The organism is Hydrogenophaga pseudoflava (assembly GCF_004353865.1).
Classification (GTDB): domain Bacteria; phylum Pseudomonadota; class Gammaproteobacteria; order Burkholderiales; family Burkholderiaceae_C; genus Hydrogenophaga; species Hydrogenophaga pseudoflava.
Map to the genome: position 1 here is coordinate 1620791 of NZ_CP037867.1, position 16152 is coordinate 1636942.

Below are 16152 nucleotides of genomic sequence, written 5' to 3' on the forward strand. Positions count from 1 at the left end.
GAAACCAGGTGTCGCTCCCCCTCCCGCCGGAGGCGGGAGGGGGAGGCGTTCCGAATCACTCCACCTTGAACTTGCCGTCCACCACCTTGAGCATCACGCCGGTCTCGTTGGTGTAGCCCCAGTGGTCGCTCTTGGTCCAGTTCATCACGCCGTGCGCGAACACGGTGCGGCCCATGGTTTCAAGCGCGTCGCGCAGACCGGCACGGAACTCCGGCGTGCCGGGCTTGCCGCTCTTGAGCGCCAGCGGCACGGCCTTGTTCAGGGCAATGGCCGCGTCGTAGCTGTGGCCGGCGAACTGGTTGCGCGTGCCAGGGCCCATCAGCTTCTCGTAGTTGGTGACGAAGTCCACCGCCAGCTTCTTGGAAGGATGGCTGTCAGGCAGCTGCTCCGCGATGACGGCCGGGCCGGACACGACGAAAGAGCCTTCGACGTCCTTGCCACCGATGCGCACCAGGTCGGGCGTGGCGGCCGCGTGCGTCTGGTAGATCTTGCCCTTGTAGCCGCGCTCGATGACCGCCTTGTGCGGCATCGCGGCGCCCGAACCCGAAGCCACCACCAGGATCGCATCGGGGTTGGCCGAGCTGAGCTTGAGCGCTTGCGGCGTCACGCTGGTGTCGGTGCGGGCGAAGCGCTCGGTGGCCACCACTTTCATGCCGGCCTTCTCGGCCAGCGGCGTGAGTGCCTTGAGCCACAGCTCGCCGTAGGCGTCGGTGTAGCCCAGGAAGCCGATCGTCTTGACGTTCTGCTTCTTCATGTGCTCGACCATGGCGTGGGCCATCACGTCGTTGCCCTGCGGCAGGCGGAACATCCACTGATCGGCGCCGGGCGGCACGCCCACGGGCGACGCGGCCAGCTGGACCGTCTTGGCTTCCGTGGCGACCGGGGTCATGGCGGCAGCCACAGGGGTCAGGCAGGAGCCGATGATCAGGTCGACCTTGTCTTCGGTCACGAAACGGCGTGCGTTGGCCGCACCCTTGCCCGGGTCGCTGGCGTCGTCCAGGATGATCAGGTTGACTTTCTCGCCCGCGATGGTGGTGGGGAACAGCTTGAACTGGTTCTGCATCGGAATGCCCAGGCCGGAGCCCGGTCCGGTGAGCGAGAGGCTCACGCCGATGTTGATGTCGGCCAGCGCCGCGGTGCTGCTGAGGGCTGCAATGGCCACGGCAACGAGGGTCTTGACGGTTTTCATGGATGTCTCCTTCTTGGGGTGGTGGTGGAAAAACTCAGGGGGAAACGGGTGGGCTCAGCTGCACAGGGCCTTGATGTCTGCGGGTACGGGAATCGCCTTGATGCGGTCGGGCGTCTCCGGCGGGCGTATCACGAAGGCGCGTGTTTCCGTGCCCTCGCACAGCACGTCATCGCCCCGTTTCACCACGTGCCGGTGGATGAACACCTTGTCGCGCCATTCGATGACGCTGGTGTGCACCTGCAGCCGCTCGCCGTACGTGGCGGGCTTCATGAACTTGGTGTGGATCTCCAGCAGCGGCGTGCCGATGATGCCGGTGGTCTTGACCAGCTCGCGCCAGGGCGGCACGCCGCACTGCACGAAGAAGTTCAGCGACGAGGCGTCCATCCATTTGCTGAAGTTGGGGAAGAAGACGATGCCGGCGGGATCGCAGTCGCCGAACATCACCTCCACCTCGTAGACAACGGTCTTGCTCATGGTGGTCTGTTCAGCGCGGGGCCATGCGCAGGGCGCCGTCCAGGCGGATCACCTCGCCGTTGAGATGGCCGTTGCTGACGATGTGCGCAGCCAGCTGGGCGAACTCTTCGGGCTTGCCCAGACGTTGCGGGAACGGGATGCTCTTGGCCAGGGATTCCTGCACCGGCTCGGGCAGTTCCTTGAGCAGCGGTGTGGCGAACAGGCCGGGTGCGATGGTGCAGACGCGGATGCCGTGCTGCGCCAGGTCGCGCGCCATCGGCAGCGTCATGCCGGCCACGCCGGCCTTGGACGCGCTGTAGGCCTGCTGGCCCACCTGGCCGTCGAAGGCGGCGACGCTGGCGGTGAAGACCATCACGCCGCGCTCGCCGTCTTCCATCGGCTCCAGCTTGGCGCAGGCGGCGGCGAACAGGCGGGCCGCGTTGTAGGTGCCGATCAGGTTGACGTTGATCACGCGGGCGAAGTCGGCCAGCGGCGCGGCGTTGCCGTCCTTGCCGACCACGCGCTTGGCACTGCCGATGCCGGCAATCTGCATCAGGATGCGCGCCGGGCCGTGGGCCGCGGCGGCGGCCTCGACAGCGGCCTGCATGCTGTCCGGGTCCGACACGTTGCATTGCACCGCCACGCCGCCGATGTCCTTGGCGACGCGCTGGGCGTTCTCGAGGTTGAGGTCGAGCACCGCGACCCTGGCGCCCAGGCGGGCCAGTTCGCGCGCCGTGGCTTCGCCGAGGCCGGAACCACCACCGGTGACGAGGGCCGCTTGTCCTTGGATGTTCATGTCAGTGTCCTTCCGGGTTCTCAATGAGGAGGGCAATGCCTTGGCCACCGCCCACGCAGGCGCTGGAAATGCCGTACTTCTTGCCGCTGCGCTGCAGCTCGCGCGCCAGGGTCAGCGTCAGGCGCACGCCGGTCGCGGCCAGCGGGTGACCCAGGGCGATGGCGCCGCCGTTGACGTTGAGCCTGTCGATGTCCATGCCCAGTTCCTTCGCGACCGCGAGGGTCTGCGCGCCCTGGGCTTCGTTGACCTCGAAGCGCGCGATGTCGTCGAGCTTCAGGCCGGTGCGCTCCAGCAGCAGGCGGATGGCGGGGGCCGGGCCGATGCCCATGATCTCGGGCGGCACGCCCACGGCGGCCGCGGCGACCACGCGCGCCAGGGGCTTGCGGCCTTGCGTCTTCGCATAGGCGCCCGAGCTCACCACGCAGGCCGCGGCCGCGTCGACCAGGGCCGAGCTGTTGCCGCCGGTCTGCACGCCGTTCTCGAACACCGGCTTGAGCCGGGCCAGCACCTCGACCGGCGACAGGCGCGGGTGGGTGTCGGTCGAGACCTCGGTCACTTTGCCCTGCAGGCGGATGCCGCGCGCCTTGTAGCCCTCGATCTCGAACTTCTCGCTGACCACGGGCACGATCTCGCCGGCCAGGAACCCGCTCTCCTGCGCGGCCACGGCCTTGGCAAAGGACGAGGAGGCGAACACGTCGACTTCCTCGCGGGTGATGCCGTATTTCTTCGCCAGGTTCTCGGCTGTCTGGATCATGTTGATGCCTGCCGCCGGGTCCTTCAGCGCCTCCCACATGTAGTCCTTGAACCCCACCGGCGAACCGAGCTTGAAGCCGGTGCGGTGGTCGAAGGCGGCGATGGGGTTGCGCGTCATGCTTTCGGTGCCGACCACCAGCGCCACGTCGGCGGCGCCACCCTGGATGTGTTCACCCGCCTGGCGGAACAGCTCGAAGCCGGTGCCGCAGATGCGCTGCGCCATGATCGCCGGCACCTCGACCGGCACGCCAGCGTACAGCCCGATGTGGCGCGGCAGGAAGAACTGGTCGAAGTCGCCGGGCGCCATGTTGCCGGTGACCACCGAGCCGATCTCGCTGGGCGCGACGCCGGCGCGGGCCAGCGCCGCGCGCGCGGCCTTGATGCCCAGGTCGGTCGGCGAGATGTGGCCGAGCGCGCCGCAGTAGTCCACCATCGGCGTGCGCACGCCGTCGAGGATCACCACATCGGCGAACGCGTTGAAGAAGCCTTTGCTGGCCATCGGAAGCTCCTCAGATCGACGGCTTGATGATGTAGCGCAGGCCGTCGCTGTGCAGCTTGGCCACCGTGTCGGCGCGGTGCGTCAGCACGGCGCGCTGGTTGATCGAACCCTTGTCGGTGATCTCGCCACGGTCGATGGTGGGCGGGTCGGCCAGCAGGCACAGGCGCGCGATGCGGTTGGCCGAGCCGGTGGCGTTGCGCGCCAGTTCGTCCACGATTTTCTGGAACTGGGCGAGCACGCCGGGGGTGTCGAGCACATCGTGCAGCGACGCGTCGGCCGGCAGGTCCGAGAGCTGGCGCACGGCCGGGGTCGGGAACACCATGGCGCCCACCTCCTTCATGTTCAGACCGGTCAGCACCACGTCCTGGATGTAGGGCGCGCCGGCCGCGATGATCTTGCCGCGCAGCGGTCCCACGCTGACGAAGGTGCCGGTGGCGAGCTTGAAGTCCTCGGCGATGCGGCCGTCGAACTTCAGGCCCTGGTGCACATCGGTCTCGTCGATCCACTTGACCGCGTCGCCGGTCTTGAAGAAGCCTTCCTCGTCGAAGGCCTCGGCGGTTTCCTCGGGCTGGCGCCAGTAGCCGGGTGTGATGTTCGGGCCTTTGTAGCGGACCTCGGTCTTGCCCTGCATGTCGACCAGCTTGAGTTCCAGGCCCGGCGTCGGCAGGCCCAGGTCGCCGGCGTTCACGTTGGGGCTGGTGACAAAGATGCCGAAAGGACCGGACTCGGTCATGCCCAGGCCGGTGCCCATGACGATGCGCTCGCCCACCTCGCGCTCGGCGCTCTCGAACAGGCTGTCCCAGATCGGCTGGGCCAGCGCGGCGCCGGCGTAGAAAAACATGTTGACCTTGGCCAGCAGGGTCTTGCGCAGCAGGTCGTCGGTCTTCATCGCGTTGGCAATCGCTTCGAAACCGGTCGGCACGTTGAAGTAGACCGTGGGCGAGATCTCGCGCAGGTTGCGCAGGGTCTCGTGCATCAGCGCGGGCGTGGGCTTGCCGTCGTCGATGTAGAGCGTGCCGCCGTGGTAGATCACCATGCCGAAGTTGTGGTTGCCGCCGAAGGTGTGGTTCCAGGGCAGCCAGTCCACCAGCACCAGCGGCTTCTCGGCCAGCACCGGCATCGAGGCCGCCATCTGCGCCTGGTTCGCGCACCACAGACGCTGCGTGTTGATGACCGCCTTGGGCATCTTGGTCGAGCCCGAGGTGAACAGGAACTTGGCGATGGTGTCGGGGCCGGTGGCGGCCATCGCGGCGTCGACCGCGGGTGTCGGCTCGGTGGCCATCAGGGCGGCGAAAGAGGTCGTGTCGCGGCCCGGCACCGTGCCGTTCGTGCAGACCAGTTCCACGTCCTCGGCCACGGTGGCGAGCATGGCGCGGCTGTAGCGCAGCGCGTCGCTGGCGAACACCATCCCCGGCGTGAGCGTCTTGATGACGTGCTTGAGCTTGTCGTAGTCCTGGCTGATCAGCGAGTAGGCCGGCGAGGTCGGGCAGTAGGCGACGCCGGCGTAGAGGCAGCCCAGCGCGAGCAGCGCGTGTTCGAGGTCGTTCTCGCTGAGGATCAGCACCGGGCGCTCGGCCGAGAGGCCGCGGTTGAGCAGGCCCTGGCCGATGCGGCGCGCGGCGTCCAGCGCCTGCGCGAAGCTGATGTGCTTCCAGTCGCCGCTGCTGCCGTCGGCGTTCTTGACGCGGCGCGCAAACAGGGTCTGGTCCGGGCGCTCCTTCGCCCAGTGCACCAGCCGGTCGGTCAGGCGCTCGGGGTAGGGGCCCAGGTCCTGGTCGGCGCGCAGGTAGTGCACGCCGGTCTCGCCGTCGCGCACGGTGGCGCGGGTCACGCCGAACTTCAGGGGGCGGTATTTCGCTGTGCTCACGTAGTCTCCTCGGGTCTTCTGTGCGGCGTCTGTTCGGTCAGTCGGCCTTCTTGACTTTTGCCGCCTTGCCTTCGAGGAAAGCGCGCACACGCTCCTTGGCTTCCGGCGCCGACTGCGCAATGGACGCCATCAGCGCTTCGGTGAACAGGCCATGGTCGGCCGGCTGTTCGGCAATGCGGGGCAGGGCGTGCATGAGCGCGAAGTTGGTCATGCGCGCGTTGGTGGCGATGCGCGTCGCCAGCTCGATGGCCTTCTCGCGCGCGGTGCCGCCGGGCACCAGGTACTGCGACAGGCCCACGCGCTCGCCATCGGCGGCGTTGTAGACGCGGCCTGTGAGCATCATGTCGGTCATGCGGGCGGCCCCGATCAGCTTGGGCACGCGCACCGCGCCACCGCCGCCGACAAAGATGCCGCGCGTGCCTTCGGGCAGGGCATAGAAGGTGGTCTCGTCGGCCACGCGGATGTGGCAGGCGCTGGCCAGCTCCAGGCCACCACCCACCACCGCACCGTGAAGGGCGGCGATGACAGGCACGGTGCCCTTCTCGACGCATTCCAGCGCGGCATGCCACATGCGCGAATGGAACACGCCTTCGGCGGCGTCGCGCTCGCTGAGTTCCGACAGGTCCAGGCCGGCGCAGAAGTGTTCGCCCTCGCCATCGACCACGGCCGCGCGCACACTGGCGGGCAGGTTCTGGAAGGCGTCGCGGATGGCCAGGATGAGGCCGTCGTTCAGCGCGTTGCGCTTGGCGGGCCTGTTCATGGTGACGATGGCGATTTCCTGTTGCTCGCCGTGCAGCTGCACGCTCAGGTCGGGGTGTTGGAACGTCATGATGGTGAGGATTTCTGCGCTTGTTGAGTGTTGAAATTATTGTTATAAACAATAACCAAATCAAGCGAGACATCCTCCAATCTCATCAGTACTTACCCTAGTGAGGAAACAGCATGGACCACCAGAACCTGATCGCCATCGACATCCACACCCACGCCGAAGTGAGCTGCTGGAACCCGTTCGACAACTACGGCGAGGAGTACGACCGCGCCGCCGACAAGTACTTCGGCAGCAACCGCCGACCGACCATCGAAGAGACGGTGGCCTACTACCGCGAACGCAAGATCGGCCTGGTGATGTTCACCGTGGACAGCGAGTCCAAGCTGGGCCGCCGGCGCATTCCGAACGAGGAGATCGCCAAGGCCGCGCGCGACAACAGCGACATGATGGTGGCCTTTGCCAGCATCGACCCGCACAAGGGCAAGATGGGGGCGCGCGAGGCCGAGCGTCTGATCAAGGAAGAGGGCATCAAGGGCTTCAAGTTCCACCCCACGGTGCAGGGCTACCACCCCTACGACAAGATGGCCTGGCCGATCTACGAGGTGATCAACGCGCACAAGCTGCCCGCCATCTTCCACACCGGCCACAGCGGCATCGGATCGGGCATGCGCTGCGGCGGCGGGCTGCGGCTGGAGTACAGCAACCCCATGCACCTGGACGACGTGGCGATCGACTTCCCCGACATGCAGATCGTCATGGCGCACCCCAGCTTCCCCTGGCAGGACGAGGCGCTGTCGGTGGCCACGCACAAGCCCAACGTCTGGATCGACCTCTCGGGCTGGAGCCCGAAGTACTTCCCCAAGCAGCTGGTGCAGTACGCCAACACGCTGCTCAAGGACCGCATCCTGTTCGGCAGCGACTACCCGCTGATCACGCCCGAGCGCTGGATGAAGGACTTCGAGGTCGCGGGTTTCAAGCCCGAGGTGATGCCCGGCATCCTCAAGGGCAATGCCGTGCGCCTGCTCGGGCTGGCCTGACCGGGGCGGTCAGTCGCCCCAGACTTCACGGGCGGTTTCCACCACCAGCGCGAGCTTTCTGCGCTGGTCTTCCACGGCGATGTTGTTGCCGTGCACGGTGGACGAGAAGCCGCACTGCGGGCTCAGCGCCAGCTGGTCCAGCGGCGCGTACTGCGCGGCCTCGGCGATGCGGCGCTTGAGGTCGTCCTTGCTTTCCAGCTGCCCGAACTTGGTGGTGACCAGGCCCAGCACCACGGTCTTGCCGGGCTTGAGGAAACGCAGCGGCCGGAAGTCGCCCGAGCGGTCGTCGTCGTATTCCATGAAATAGGCGTCCAGGTGCATCTCCGAGAGCAGGGCCTCGGCCACCGGCTCGTAGTTGCCGGCCGCCGCGTGGGTGCTCTTGAAGTTGCCGCGGCACAGGTGCATGCACAGCGTCATGCCGGCCGGCTTGCGCGCCACCACCTTGTTGATGAAGGCGGCGTAGCGGTGCGGCAGCTCGTTGGGGTCGTCGCCGCGCTGGCGCGCCGCCTCGCGCATCTTCTCGTCGCAGAGGTAGGCCATGTTGGTGTCGTCCATCTGCACATAGGTGCAGCCCGCGTCGGCCAGGCTCTGCAGCTCGTCGCCGTAGGCCTTGGCCACGTCGTCGTAGAACACCGGGTCCAGCTCGGGGTAGGCCTCCTTGCTGATGCCGGCGCGGCCGCCGCGGAAGTGCAGCATGGTGGGCGAGGGGATGGTGACCTTGGGCACCAGGCCGCTGATGCCCAGCGCCTCCACCTGCGACTTGAGGTACTGGAAGTCGGCCAGCTGGATGTTCTTGGCGTGGCGCACCTTGTCGATCACGCGGATCACCGGTGGCGCCAGTTCTTCGGTGCCGTCGGGCCGCACGATGGTCACCGGGATGTCGGTCTTCACGCCGCCGAGCTGCTCCAGGAAGTCGATGTGGAAATAGGTGCGGCGGAACTCGCCGTCGGTGATCGACTTCAGGCCCACGTCGGCCTGGAACTTCACGATCTCGGTGATGGCCTTGTCCTCCACGGCGCGCAACTGCTCGGCCGTGATCGACTTCTTGTTGAAGAACTGGTCGCGCGCTTCCAGCAGGTAGGCCGGGCGCAGGAAGGAGCCGACGTGGTCGGCACGGAACGGGATGCGGGTGCTCATGGTGTCTCCGTGTGGTGGTGGCCAGCGGCATCGTAGCCAACACAACGGCGTTCTGACTGGATACAGAGACTCATGGATTTCCCTGATATCGGGTTCTCTCTGAGGGAAATTTCAGGGTTTCTGTATACATTGGGTATCCATGAACACGGTCCAGGACCTTCAAGCCGATGCAGCGCTCGCCTCCACACCCAGCGGGTCGTCCGAGACCGCCCAGGTGCGCGCGCTGCTGCAGCTGCGCGAGCTGATCCTTTCGGGCGAACTGCCCGGTGGCACCCGCATCGCGGAGCTGGCCATCGTCGAGCGGCTGGGCATGTCGCGCACCCCGATCCGAGCCGCGCTGGTGCGTCTGGAGCAGGAGGGCCTGCTCGAAGCCCTGCCCAGTGGCGGCTATGTGGTGCAGAGCTTTTCCGAGCGCGACGTGGCCGACGCCATCGAGCTGCGCGGCACGCTCGAAGGCCTGCTGGCCCGGCTGGCGGCCGAACGCGGCGCGCCCCTGGTGGTGCTGGCCGAGGCGCGCCAGTGCCTGGACCGCATCGACGCGCTGCTGACCGCGCCCAAGCTCGACGACGAGGCGTTTTCGGCCTACGTCGCGCTCAACAGCCATTTCCACGCACTGCTCTACGAACTGGCCGACAGCCCCACCATCACGCGCCAGCTGGAGCGCGCTGCCAGCCTGCCGTTCGCCTCGCCCTCGGGCTTCGTGCTGCTGCAGGCGCAGTCCACGCGGGCGCGCGACATGCTCATCGTCGCGCAGGACCAGCACCGGCAGGTGCTGGACGCGATCGAGCAGCGCGAGGGCGCGCGCGCCGAGTCCATCATGCGCGAGCACTCGCGGCTGGCGCGCCGCAACCTGGTCGAGGTGCTGGCCGCGCACCCCTCCGAACCTCTGACCGGCAACATGCCGGCGATCCGCATGATCCGGCGCCGCCGCTGAGTCCATCCATCCCGTTTTTCAACCCAAGGAGACACCCATGAAGCTCATTCCCCGTCGCACCGCCCTGGCCACCCTGGGCGCGGTGGCTGCCCTGGCGACGGCCGGGACCGCGATGGCCCAGACCGTGACGCTGCGCCTGCACCAGATGCTGCCGCCGCAGGCCACCATTCCCGCCCGTGCCATCGTGCCCTGGGCGCAGAAGGTCGAGGCCGAGTCCGGCGGCAAGATCAAGGTGCAGCTGTTCCACGCCATGCAGCTGGGCGGCGCGCCGCCGCAGCTGTTCGACCAGGCCAAGGACGGTGTGGTCGACCTGACCTGGACGGTGCTGGGCTACACGCCGGGGCGCTTTCCCAAGACCGAGGTGTTCGAACTGCCGTTCATGAGCAGCTCGGCCGAGGCTTCGTCCAAGGCTATCCAGGAATACGTCGAGAAGTTCGCCGCCGACGAGTTCAAGGACGTCAAGCTGATTGCCGTGCACACCCACGGCCCCGGCCTGTTCCACACCAAGCAGCCGGTGGTGGGCCTGGAGTCGCTGCGCGGCATGAAGATCCGCGGCGGTTCGCGCATCATCAACAACATGCTGACCAAGCTGGGCGCCACGCCGGTGGGCATGCCGGTGCCGGCGGTGACCGAAGCCCTGTCCAAGGGCGTGATCGACGGCACCACCATTCCCTGGGAAGTGACGCCCTCGCTGAAGGTCACGGAGCTGGTGAAGAACCACACCACCTTTGCCGGCAAGGAAGGCCTGTACACGCAGACCTTTGCCTTCTCGATGAACAAGGCGTCCTACGAGAAGCTGCCGCCGGACCTGAAGAAGGTGATCGACAACAACTCGGGCCAGGTGGCCGCGGCGCTGTTCGGCAAGGCCATGGACGACGGCGACAAGGCCGGGCGCGAGATCGCCGTCAAGGCCGGCAACAAGATCACCGAGCTGGAGCTGGCCGAGGTGCAGCGCTGGAAGCGCACCGCCTCGACGGTGGAGACCGACTGGGTCAACGAGGTGAAGGCCAAGGGCATCGACGGCGCCAAGCTGGCGTCCGAGGCGCGTGCGCTGATCGCCAAGTACAACAAGTAAACCGCCCGATCAGTGACCAGACGAGGGGCTGCCGGCTAAGGTCGGCAGCCCTTTTCTGTTGGGGGGAATCGCATCAAACGACTTGGTCGGGTCGGTGGACCTTTGCTCCCGGATGGCCCATCTCTGCGCGCAGCACGGTGCCGCTGGTGGATTCGGTGCAGTACAGCGTCTGGCGCTCCGGCCCGCCGAAGGCCAGGTTGGTGAGCGAGGCGCCGGTCTCGGCGCGCAGCACCTGCACCGGCTCGGCGCGGTGGTTGAGCACCCACACATAGGCCAGGCCCGGGTTGGCCACCAGCAGCTGGCCAGCGCTGTCCATGGCCAGCCCGTCCGGGCCGCTGGGGCCGTAGGACGTGAAGAACTGCCCGGCCTTGGACACGCCGCCATCGGCCAGCAGCGGCATGCGCCAGACGCAGTTGCCGCGCGTGGCCGCGACGAACAGGAATTTCTCGTCCAGCGACAGCACGATGCCGTTGGGGCTGGGCACGTTGGCCAGCAGCAGGTCCAGCCGGCCGCCGGGGCTGAGCCGGTAGACGCGGCCCGTGGGGTCGTGCAGGCCGGTCTGGCCCTGGTCGGTGAAATACAGGTTGCCCTGTGAGTCGAACGTGAGGTCGTTCAGGCCCTTGAAGCTCTCGGTGTTGCGCCGGCCCAGGTAGGGCCGCACCGCGCCGCTGCGGCTGTCCACCACCATCAGGCCGTTGCGGTAGTCGGTCACCAGCAGCTCGGTGGCGTTCAGGAACTTCATGCCGTTGGGCTCACCGTCCCACTGCGCCACCAGTTCCCACCCGCCTTGCGGGTCGATGCGGAACACGCGCCCGAACGGAATGTCGGTCACGTACAGGTTGCCGGCGCCGTCGAACACCGGGCCCTCCAGAAAACAATCGACCTCGCGCCCGCCCATGTTGGCGTCGCTCCACACCGTGCGCTGCCGCTGGCGAAAGCGCGCGGGCAGGGTGGTGAAGACGTCGAGCGTGCGGACCTCGGGCGGGTGGAGCAGGAACATGGTGACCTCAGGCGAAGCGGGCGGTGGCGGACACCTTACTGCTTCTCGAACGCGGTGTTGGCCACCACCTTGCCCCAGCTGTCGGTGCTGTCCTTGAGCAGCTTCGCGAACTCGTCCGCGCCCGCGTGGCGCGGCTCGGCGCCCATGCCTTGCGCGAACTGCTTCATGTCGTCCGTGGCCATGGCGGTGGCGATCTCCTTCTGCAGGCGCTGCACCACCTCGGCCGGCGTGCCCTTGGGGGCCCACAGGCCGGTCCAGTTGACCACGCCACGCCAAGGCACACCGGCCTGCTGGAAGGTCGGCACATCGGGCAGGGCCGCCAGTCGCTGGTCGCCGCTGACGGCGAGCAGGCGCAGCTTGCCGCCCTTGACGTTGCCCATCAGCCCGGTGGTGGACGCGATCTGGAAGTCGATGGTCTGGGACAGCAGGCCGGCCGTGGCTTCGCCCGCACCCTTGTAGGGGATGTGCATGAAGTTCACGCCGCTGGCAATGCCCAGGGCCTCACTCGCGAAGTGCGGTGTGGTGCCCGGGCCGCCGGTGCCATAGGTGACGGTGTTGGGCGCGGCCTTGGCCTGCGCGGTCAGGTCGGCCAGGGTCTTGTACTTGGCACCGGCGTTGACGGCCAGGCCCATGGGCGCGAACACGTAGGCGCTCACCGGCACCAGCTGCGTGGCGTGGTCGAACGGCAGCTTCTTGAAGATGTGCGGCAGCAGCGAGTAGGTGGTGTCGTTGGCCAGCAGGGTGTAGCCGTCGGGCTGGGCCTGGGCCACGAAGTTGGCACCGATGGTGCCGGTGGCGCCGGGCTTGTTTTCCACGATGAAGCTCTGGCCGGTCTGCTCGGTGAGCTTCTGTGCCATCTTGCGCGTCACCACGTCCACGGCGCCGCCGGGTGCGTAGGGCACGACGATCTTGACGATCTTGGCCGGCCAGGCGGACTGGGCGTGGGCGGTGCCGGCCAGCAGGCCGAGGCAGGCGAGGGCGGTGGCCGAGAGCAGGGCGCGGCGTGCATTGAATGTGTTCATGAATGTCTCCGTTGTGGTGTGGGTCAGGCGGTGGCGGCTTCGCTGCGGGCCAGCACCGCCAGCGTGTTCTGCGCGGCGGCCACGCCCATGTTCACATAGGCGTCGCTGGTCACGCCGCCGATGTGCGGGCTGAGCACGAAGCCGGGCTGGCCGTGGAAGATGTGCGGCACGGTCATGGGTTCGACGGCGAAGCTGTCCAGCCCCGCCATGCGCACCTGGCCCGACTGCACGGCGGCCAGCAGGGCGGGCTCGTCGATCAGGCCGCCGCGCGCGGTGTTCACCACGATCACGCCCGGCTTGCAGCGCGCCAGCGTCTGCGCGTTGATCAGGCCCTTGTTCTCGGGCGTCAGCGGGCAGTGCAGCGATATTGCGTCCGACTCGCGCCAGAGCGTGTCCAGGTCCACTGCGCTCACGTAATCGGGCAGGTTCCTGGCGAACGGGTCGAAACCGATCACGCGCAGGCCCATGGCGTCGGCCATCTTCGCGAAGCGCAGGCCGATGGCGCCCAGCCCGACCAGGCCGACCGTGCGGCCGCCCAGCTCCAGGCTCTTGTGCGTGGCCTTGTCCCAGTGGCCGTCGTGCATGCGCTGGTTCAGCTGCACGACCGACTTGGCACAGGCCAGCAGCAGGGCCATCGCCTGTTCGGCCACGGCGGCGGCGTTGGCGCCCACGGCGGCCGTGACGGCAATGCCGCGTTCGGCCGCAGCGGCCTTGTCGATGGTGTCGGTGCCGCTGCCGTGTTTGGAGATCACGCGCAGGGCGGGCGCGGCGTCCATGACCTCGGCGTTCACGCCGCTGTAGCGCACGATGATGCCGACCGGGTTGTGCTGGCGCGCCAGCGCCACGATGTCGGCCTGCGTCGGCGTCTTCCCGGCAAAGACCACTTCATGGTCTGCTAGCAGGGCCAGGGCCTGTGGCGCCAGGTCGGCGGCGGTGACGAGGATGACGGGTTTGTGGCTCACAAGGTCTCTCCTTGCTTGAGCACACCGGCCGCGATCAGCGAAGCCGTCAGCCACGAGGCCGAGGTGTTGCCTTCCTTGATCTGGGCGATGCGCTTGGCTTCGGCCTGCACCTTGTGCTCGGCCAGCGGCAGCAGGCCGGGCAGCACCTCGCGCTCGACCACCACCACGCCGTCACCGTCGCCGATGACGAAGTCGCCCGGATGCACCGTCACGCCGCCGATGCTGATGGGGTGACCGATGCGACCGCCGTTGTTCTTGGTCGGGCCGTTGGGGTTGGTGCCGACCGAGAAGACCGGGTAGTCCATCTCGTCGATTTCCAGGCTGTCGCGCACCGCGCCGTCCATCACCACGCCGGCCAGGCCGAGCTGGCGGCAGGCGGTCATCATGATGGTGCCCATCAGGGCCGAGGTCTGGTCGCCCTTGCCGTCGATCACCAGCACGTCGCCGGGTTTGGCCAGCGCGATGGCGGCGTGGATCATGAGGTTGTCGCCGGGGCGCACCTCGACGGTGAAGGCCGGGCCGGCCACCTTCATGCGCGGACGCAGCGCCTGGATGCGGCCGTGCAGCGCGCCGCGGCGGCCGTTGATGTCGGAGAAGATGGCCGGCTGGAACCGGGCGGCCTGCGCCACCAGGTCGGGCGCGACGCGCGGGAAGTCTTTGACGATGTCGGGCTGGGACATGGGGAACTCTCGGTCGTGAAGGGGAGGGAATCAGTCCAGCGTGGCACCTGAGGCCTTGACGATGGGGGCCCAGCGCGCAAGGTCGCTCCTGATCAGGCTGCCGAAGGCTTCGGGCGTGCCGCCCAGCACGTCGGCGCCCTGGTCGCTCAGCTTCTTTTTCACGTCGGTCGACTGCAGGGCCTTGTTGATCTCGGCGTTGAGCACGGCGACGATGTCCTTGGGTGTGCCCGCCGGTGCGACGAAGCCGAACCAGGTGACGGCCTCGAAGTCCTTCACGCCCGACTCGGCGATGGTGGGCACCTGGGGCAGGTCGTCCACGCGCTTGAGCGAGGTCACCGCGATCGGGCGCATCTTGCCGGTCTTGATCTGGCCGATCAGTGTGGGCACGGAGGACAGGTACAGCTCCACACGGCCGCTGACCACGTCGGTGGCTGCCTGGGCCGCGCCCTTGTAGGGCACGTGGGTGAAGTCGACGCCGGCCGACTTCTGGAACAACACGCTGGCCAGATGCGCCACCGTGCCGTTGCCCGAGAAGGCCATGTTCAGCGAGCCCGGCTTGGCCTTGGACGCGGCCACCACTTCGGACAGCGACTTGAAGGGCGAGGTCTCGCCCACCACCATGACCAGCGGGGCGTTGGCGACCAGGCTGATGGGGGTCAGGTCCTTGACCGAGTCGTACGGCATCTTGCTGTAGAGCGTCGGGTTGATCGCCAGGTTGCTGGTCTGGCCCAGGGCGATGGTGTAGCCGTCGGCCGGCGACTTGGCGACCACGTCGATGCCGATGTTGCCGCCGGTGCCCGGGCGGTTCTCGATCACGAAGTTCCAGCCCTTGGTGGTCTGGATCTTGGTGGTCACCTCGCGGGCGATCAGGTCGGTGCCGCCACCGGCCGGGAAGGGCACGATGACCTTGATGGGCTTGGCAGGGTAGGCCTGGGCGAAGGCGGCACCGGTGGCCAGCAGCAGGCTGGCGGCGGTGAGGGCGTGGCGACGGGAAAGGCGCATGTCTTGTCTCCGGATGTCGGTGGATGGTGGTGGCCGCAGCGGTGGGGTTGCGGCTGGGGCGGACTGTACGGACGTGTTTCGTTCAATACAATGCTGTTTCAATAGTTGAAACATAGGCCAAGGCATGAAACCCTCCCGAAAAACCGCCGAGGCGCCCGAGACGGCCGACGCCGAGAGCAGCACCGGCGGCGTGACCGCCGTCACCCGCGCGCTGCGCGTGCTGGAGTGTTTCGGCATGGACGACCCCCAGCTCACGCTGGCCGAGATGAGCCGGCGCACCGGCATGCACAAGACCACCACGCTGCGCCTGGCGCGCACGCTGGCGGCCGAGAACTACCTGGTGCAGAAGGAGGACGGCAGCTGGCGCCTGGGCCGCGCGGCGGGCTGGCTGGGCGCGTGTTACCAGGCGGTGTTCGACGTGCACGAGGTGGTGGAGCCGGTGCTGCGCGCGCTGACGGTGCAGACCGGTGAGAGCGCCTCGTTCTACGTGCGCGAAGGCCAGCAGCGCCAGTGCCTGGCGCGGGTGGACGGGCCGCAGACCATCCGCCACCACGTGCGCGTGGGCATCGGCCTGCCGCTGAACCTGGGAGCGCCGGGGCGCGTCATCCTGGCGTTCTCCGGCGAGCCGGGTGAGCCCTACGAATCGATCCGCCGCCGGGGCTTTCATCTCTCGTTGGGCGAGCGGGAGCCGGAGGTCTCCAGCGTGTCGGCGCCGGTGTTCGGGCTGCACTGGCGGCTGCTGGGCTCGGTCTGCATCTCGGGGCCGACGGCGCGGCTGCCAGAGGCGCGGCTGATGGAGCTGGCGCAGACGGTGATGACGGCGGCCAACGAGCTCTCGTATGCAATCGCGGGCACGCGGCGGCCGTCGCCTGCCGGGGGGGCCGCGGCGACCTGGCACCCATGACCTGGCCCGGTCGGAATGTCGTGAAATTAACTGTCTGGTACAGAGCAAACCGGCATAGCTGAAAGTCGCACCT

The 16152-nt window shown here is 67.8% G+C and carries 16 protein-coding genes; 4 read left to right on the top strand and 12 right to left on the bottom strand.

What is annotated here, in order from left to right:
• Positions 1-55: 55 nt before the first annotated feature.
• Genes HPF_RS07930 through HPF_RS07955 form a run of 6 tightly spaced genes read right to left on the bottom strand, consistent with a single transcriptional unit; the run spans position 56 to position 6386 of the window.
• The gene (locus HPF_RS07930) at positions 56-1189 is read right to left on the bottom strand and encodes an ABC transporter substrate-binding protein (RefSeq protein ID WP_079366877.1); all 1134 of its coding nucleotides are present in this window, start codon (positions 1187-1189) and stop codon (positions 56-58) included.
• Between the two features lie 54 nt (positions 1190-1243).
• Positions 1244-1663, bottom strand: a complete 420-nt coding sequence (locus tag HPF_RS07935) for an acyl-CoA thioesterase (RefSeq protein WP_079366876.1) — start codon at positions 1661-1663, stop codon at positions 1244-1246.
• A 10-nt stretch (positions 1664-1673) separates the two neighbouring features.
• On the bottom strand, positions 1674-2438 hold the full coding sequence (locus HPF_RS07940; protein WP_066150303.1) for an SDR family NAD(P)-dependent oxidoreductase: 765 nt from the start codon (positions 2436-2438) through the stop codon (positions 1674-1676).
• Between the two features lies 1 nt (position 2439).
• Positions 2440-3690, bottom strand: coding sequence for a thiolase family protein (locus HPF_RS07945; protein ID WP_133156262.1), 1251 nt, complete (start codon positions 3688-3690; stop codon positions 2440-2442).
• 10 nt (positions 3691-3700) lie between these two features.
• Complete coding sequence (locus tag HPF_RS07950) at positions 3701-5557, bottom strand: feruloyl-CoA synthase (protein WP_066150307.1); 1857 nt, start codon at positions 5555-5557, stop codon at positions 3701-3703.
• A gap of 37 nt (positions 5558-5594) precedes the next feature.
• Entirely contained in the window at positions 5595-6386 is a 792-nt protein-coding gene (locus HPF_RS07955; RefSeq protein WP_066150310.1) for a crotonase/enoyl-CoA hydratase family protein, read from the bottom strand.
• A gap of 113 nt (positions 6387-6499) precedes the next feature.
• Between HPF_RS07955 and HPF_RS07960 the strand changes: the two genes are divergently transcribed.
• A complete protein-coding gene (locus HPF_RS07960; RefSeq protein WP_133156263.1) occupies positions 6500-7363 on the top strand; it encodes an amidohydrolase family protein in 864 nt (287 codons plus the stop codon).
• A 9-nt stretch (positions 7364-7372) separates the two neighbouring features.
• Here the strand turns inward: HPF_RS07960 and HPF_RS07965 are convergent, their stop codons facing one another.
• Positions 7373-8500 (bottom strand): 5-methyltetrahydropteroyltriglutamate--homocysteine S-methyltransferase, encoded by a 1128-nt coding sequence (locus HPF_RS07965; RefSeq protein WP_066150315.1) that lies wholly within the window; start codon positions 8498-8500, stop codon positions 7373-7375.
• 139 nt (positions 8501-8639) lie between these two features.
• Between HPF_RS07965 and HPF_RS07970 the strand changes: the two genes are divergently transcribed.
• Together HPF_RS07970 and HPF_RS07975 are read left to right on the top strand one after the other, a co-directional pair.
• Positions 8640-9434, top strand: a complete 795-nt coding sequence (locus HPF_RS07970) for a GntR family transcriptional regulator (RefSeq protein WP_066150318.1) — start codon at positions 8640-8642, stop codon at positions 9432-9434.
• A 37-nt stretch (positions 9435-9471) separates the two neighbouring features.
• A complete protein-coding gene (locus HPF_RS07975; RefSeq protein ID WP_066150321.1) occupies positions 9472-10509 on the top strand; it encodes a TRAP transporter substrate-binding protein in 1038 nt (345 codons plus the stop codon).
• A 73-nt stretch (positions 10510-10582) separates the two neighbouring features.
• On the opposite strand, the gene HPF_RS07980 is transcribed toward HPF_RS07975, so the two are convergent.
• From HPF_RS07980 to HPF_RS08000, 5 genes are read right to left on the bottom strand one after another with little or no spacing between them, the layout of a single operon-like run.
• On the bottom strand, positions 10583-11509 hold the full coding sequence (locus HPF_RS07980) for an SMP-30/gluconolactonase/LRE family protein (protein WP_133156264.1): 927 nt from the start codon (positions 11507-11509) through the stop codon (positions 10583-10585).
• Positions 11510-11544: 35 nt separating this feature from the next.
• Positions 11545-12531 carry a Bug family tripartite tricarboxylate transporter substrate binding protein gene (locus HPF_RS07985; RefSeq protein ID WP_133156265.1) on the bottom strand — a complete coding sequence of 329 codons (987 nt, stop codon included), beginning with the start codon at positions 12529-12531 and terminating at the stop codon, positions 11545-11547.
• 23 nt (positions 12532-12554) lie between these two features.
• A complete protein-coding gene (locus HPF_RS07990; RefSeq protein ID WP_133156266.1) occupies positions 12555-13493 on the bottom strand; it encodes an NAD(P)-dependent oxidoreductase in 939 nt (312 codons plus the stop codon).
• Positions 13490-14173: an RraA family protein gene (locus tag HPF_RS07995; RefSeq protein WP_127806639.1), complete on the bottom strand. Its 684-nt coding sequence runs from the start codon at positions 14171-14173 to the stop codon at positions 13490-13492. Before HPF_RS07995 ends, HPF_RS07990 begins: the two co-directional genes overlap by 4 nt.
• 30 nt (positions 14174-14203) lie before the next feature.
• Positions 14204-15175 carry a Bug family tripartite tricarboxylate transporter substrate binding protein gene (locus tag HPF_RS08000; RefSeq protein WP_133156267.1) on the bottom strand — a complete coding sequence of 324 codons (972 nt, stop codon included), beginning with the start codon at positions 15173-15175 and terminating at the stop codon, positions 14204-14206.
• A gap of 124 nt (positions 15176-15299) precedes the next feature.
• On the opposite strand from HPF_RS08000, the gene HPF_RS08005 reads away from it, so the two are divergent.
• On the top strand, positions 15300-16079 hold the full coding sequence (locus HPF_RS08005; protein WP_133156268.1) for an IclR family transcriptional regulator: 780 nt from the start codon (positions 15300-15302) through the stop codon (positions 16077-16079).
• The last annotated feature ends 73 nt before the right edge of the window (positions 16080-16152 follow it).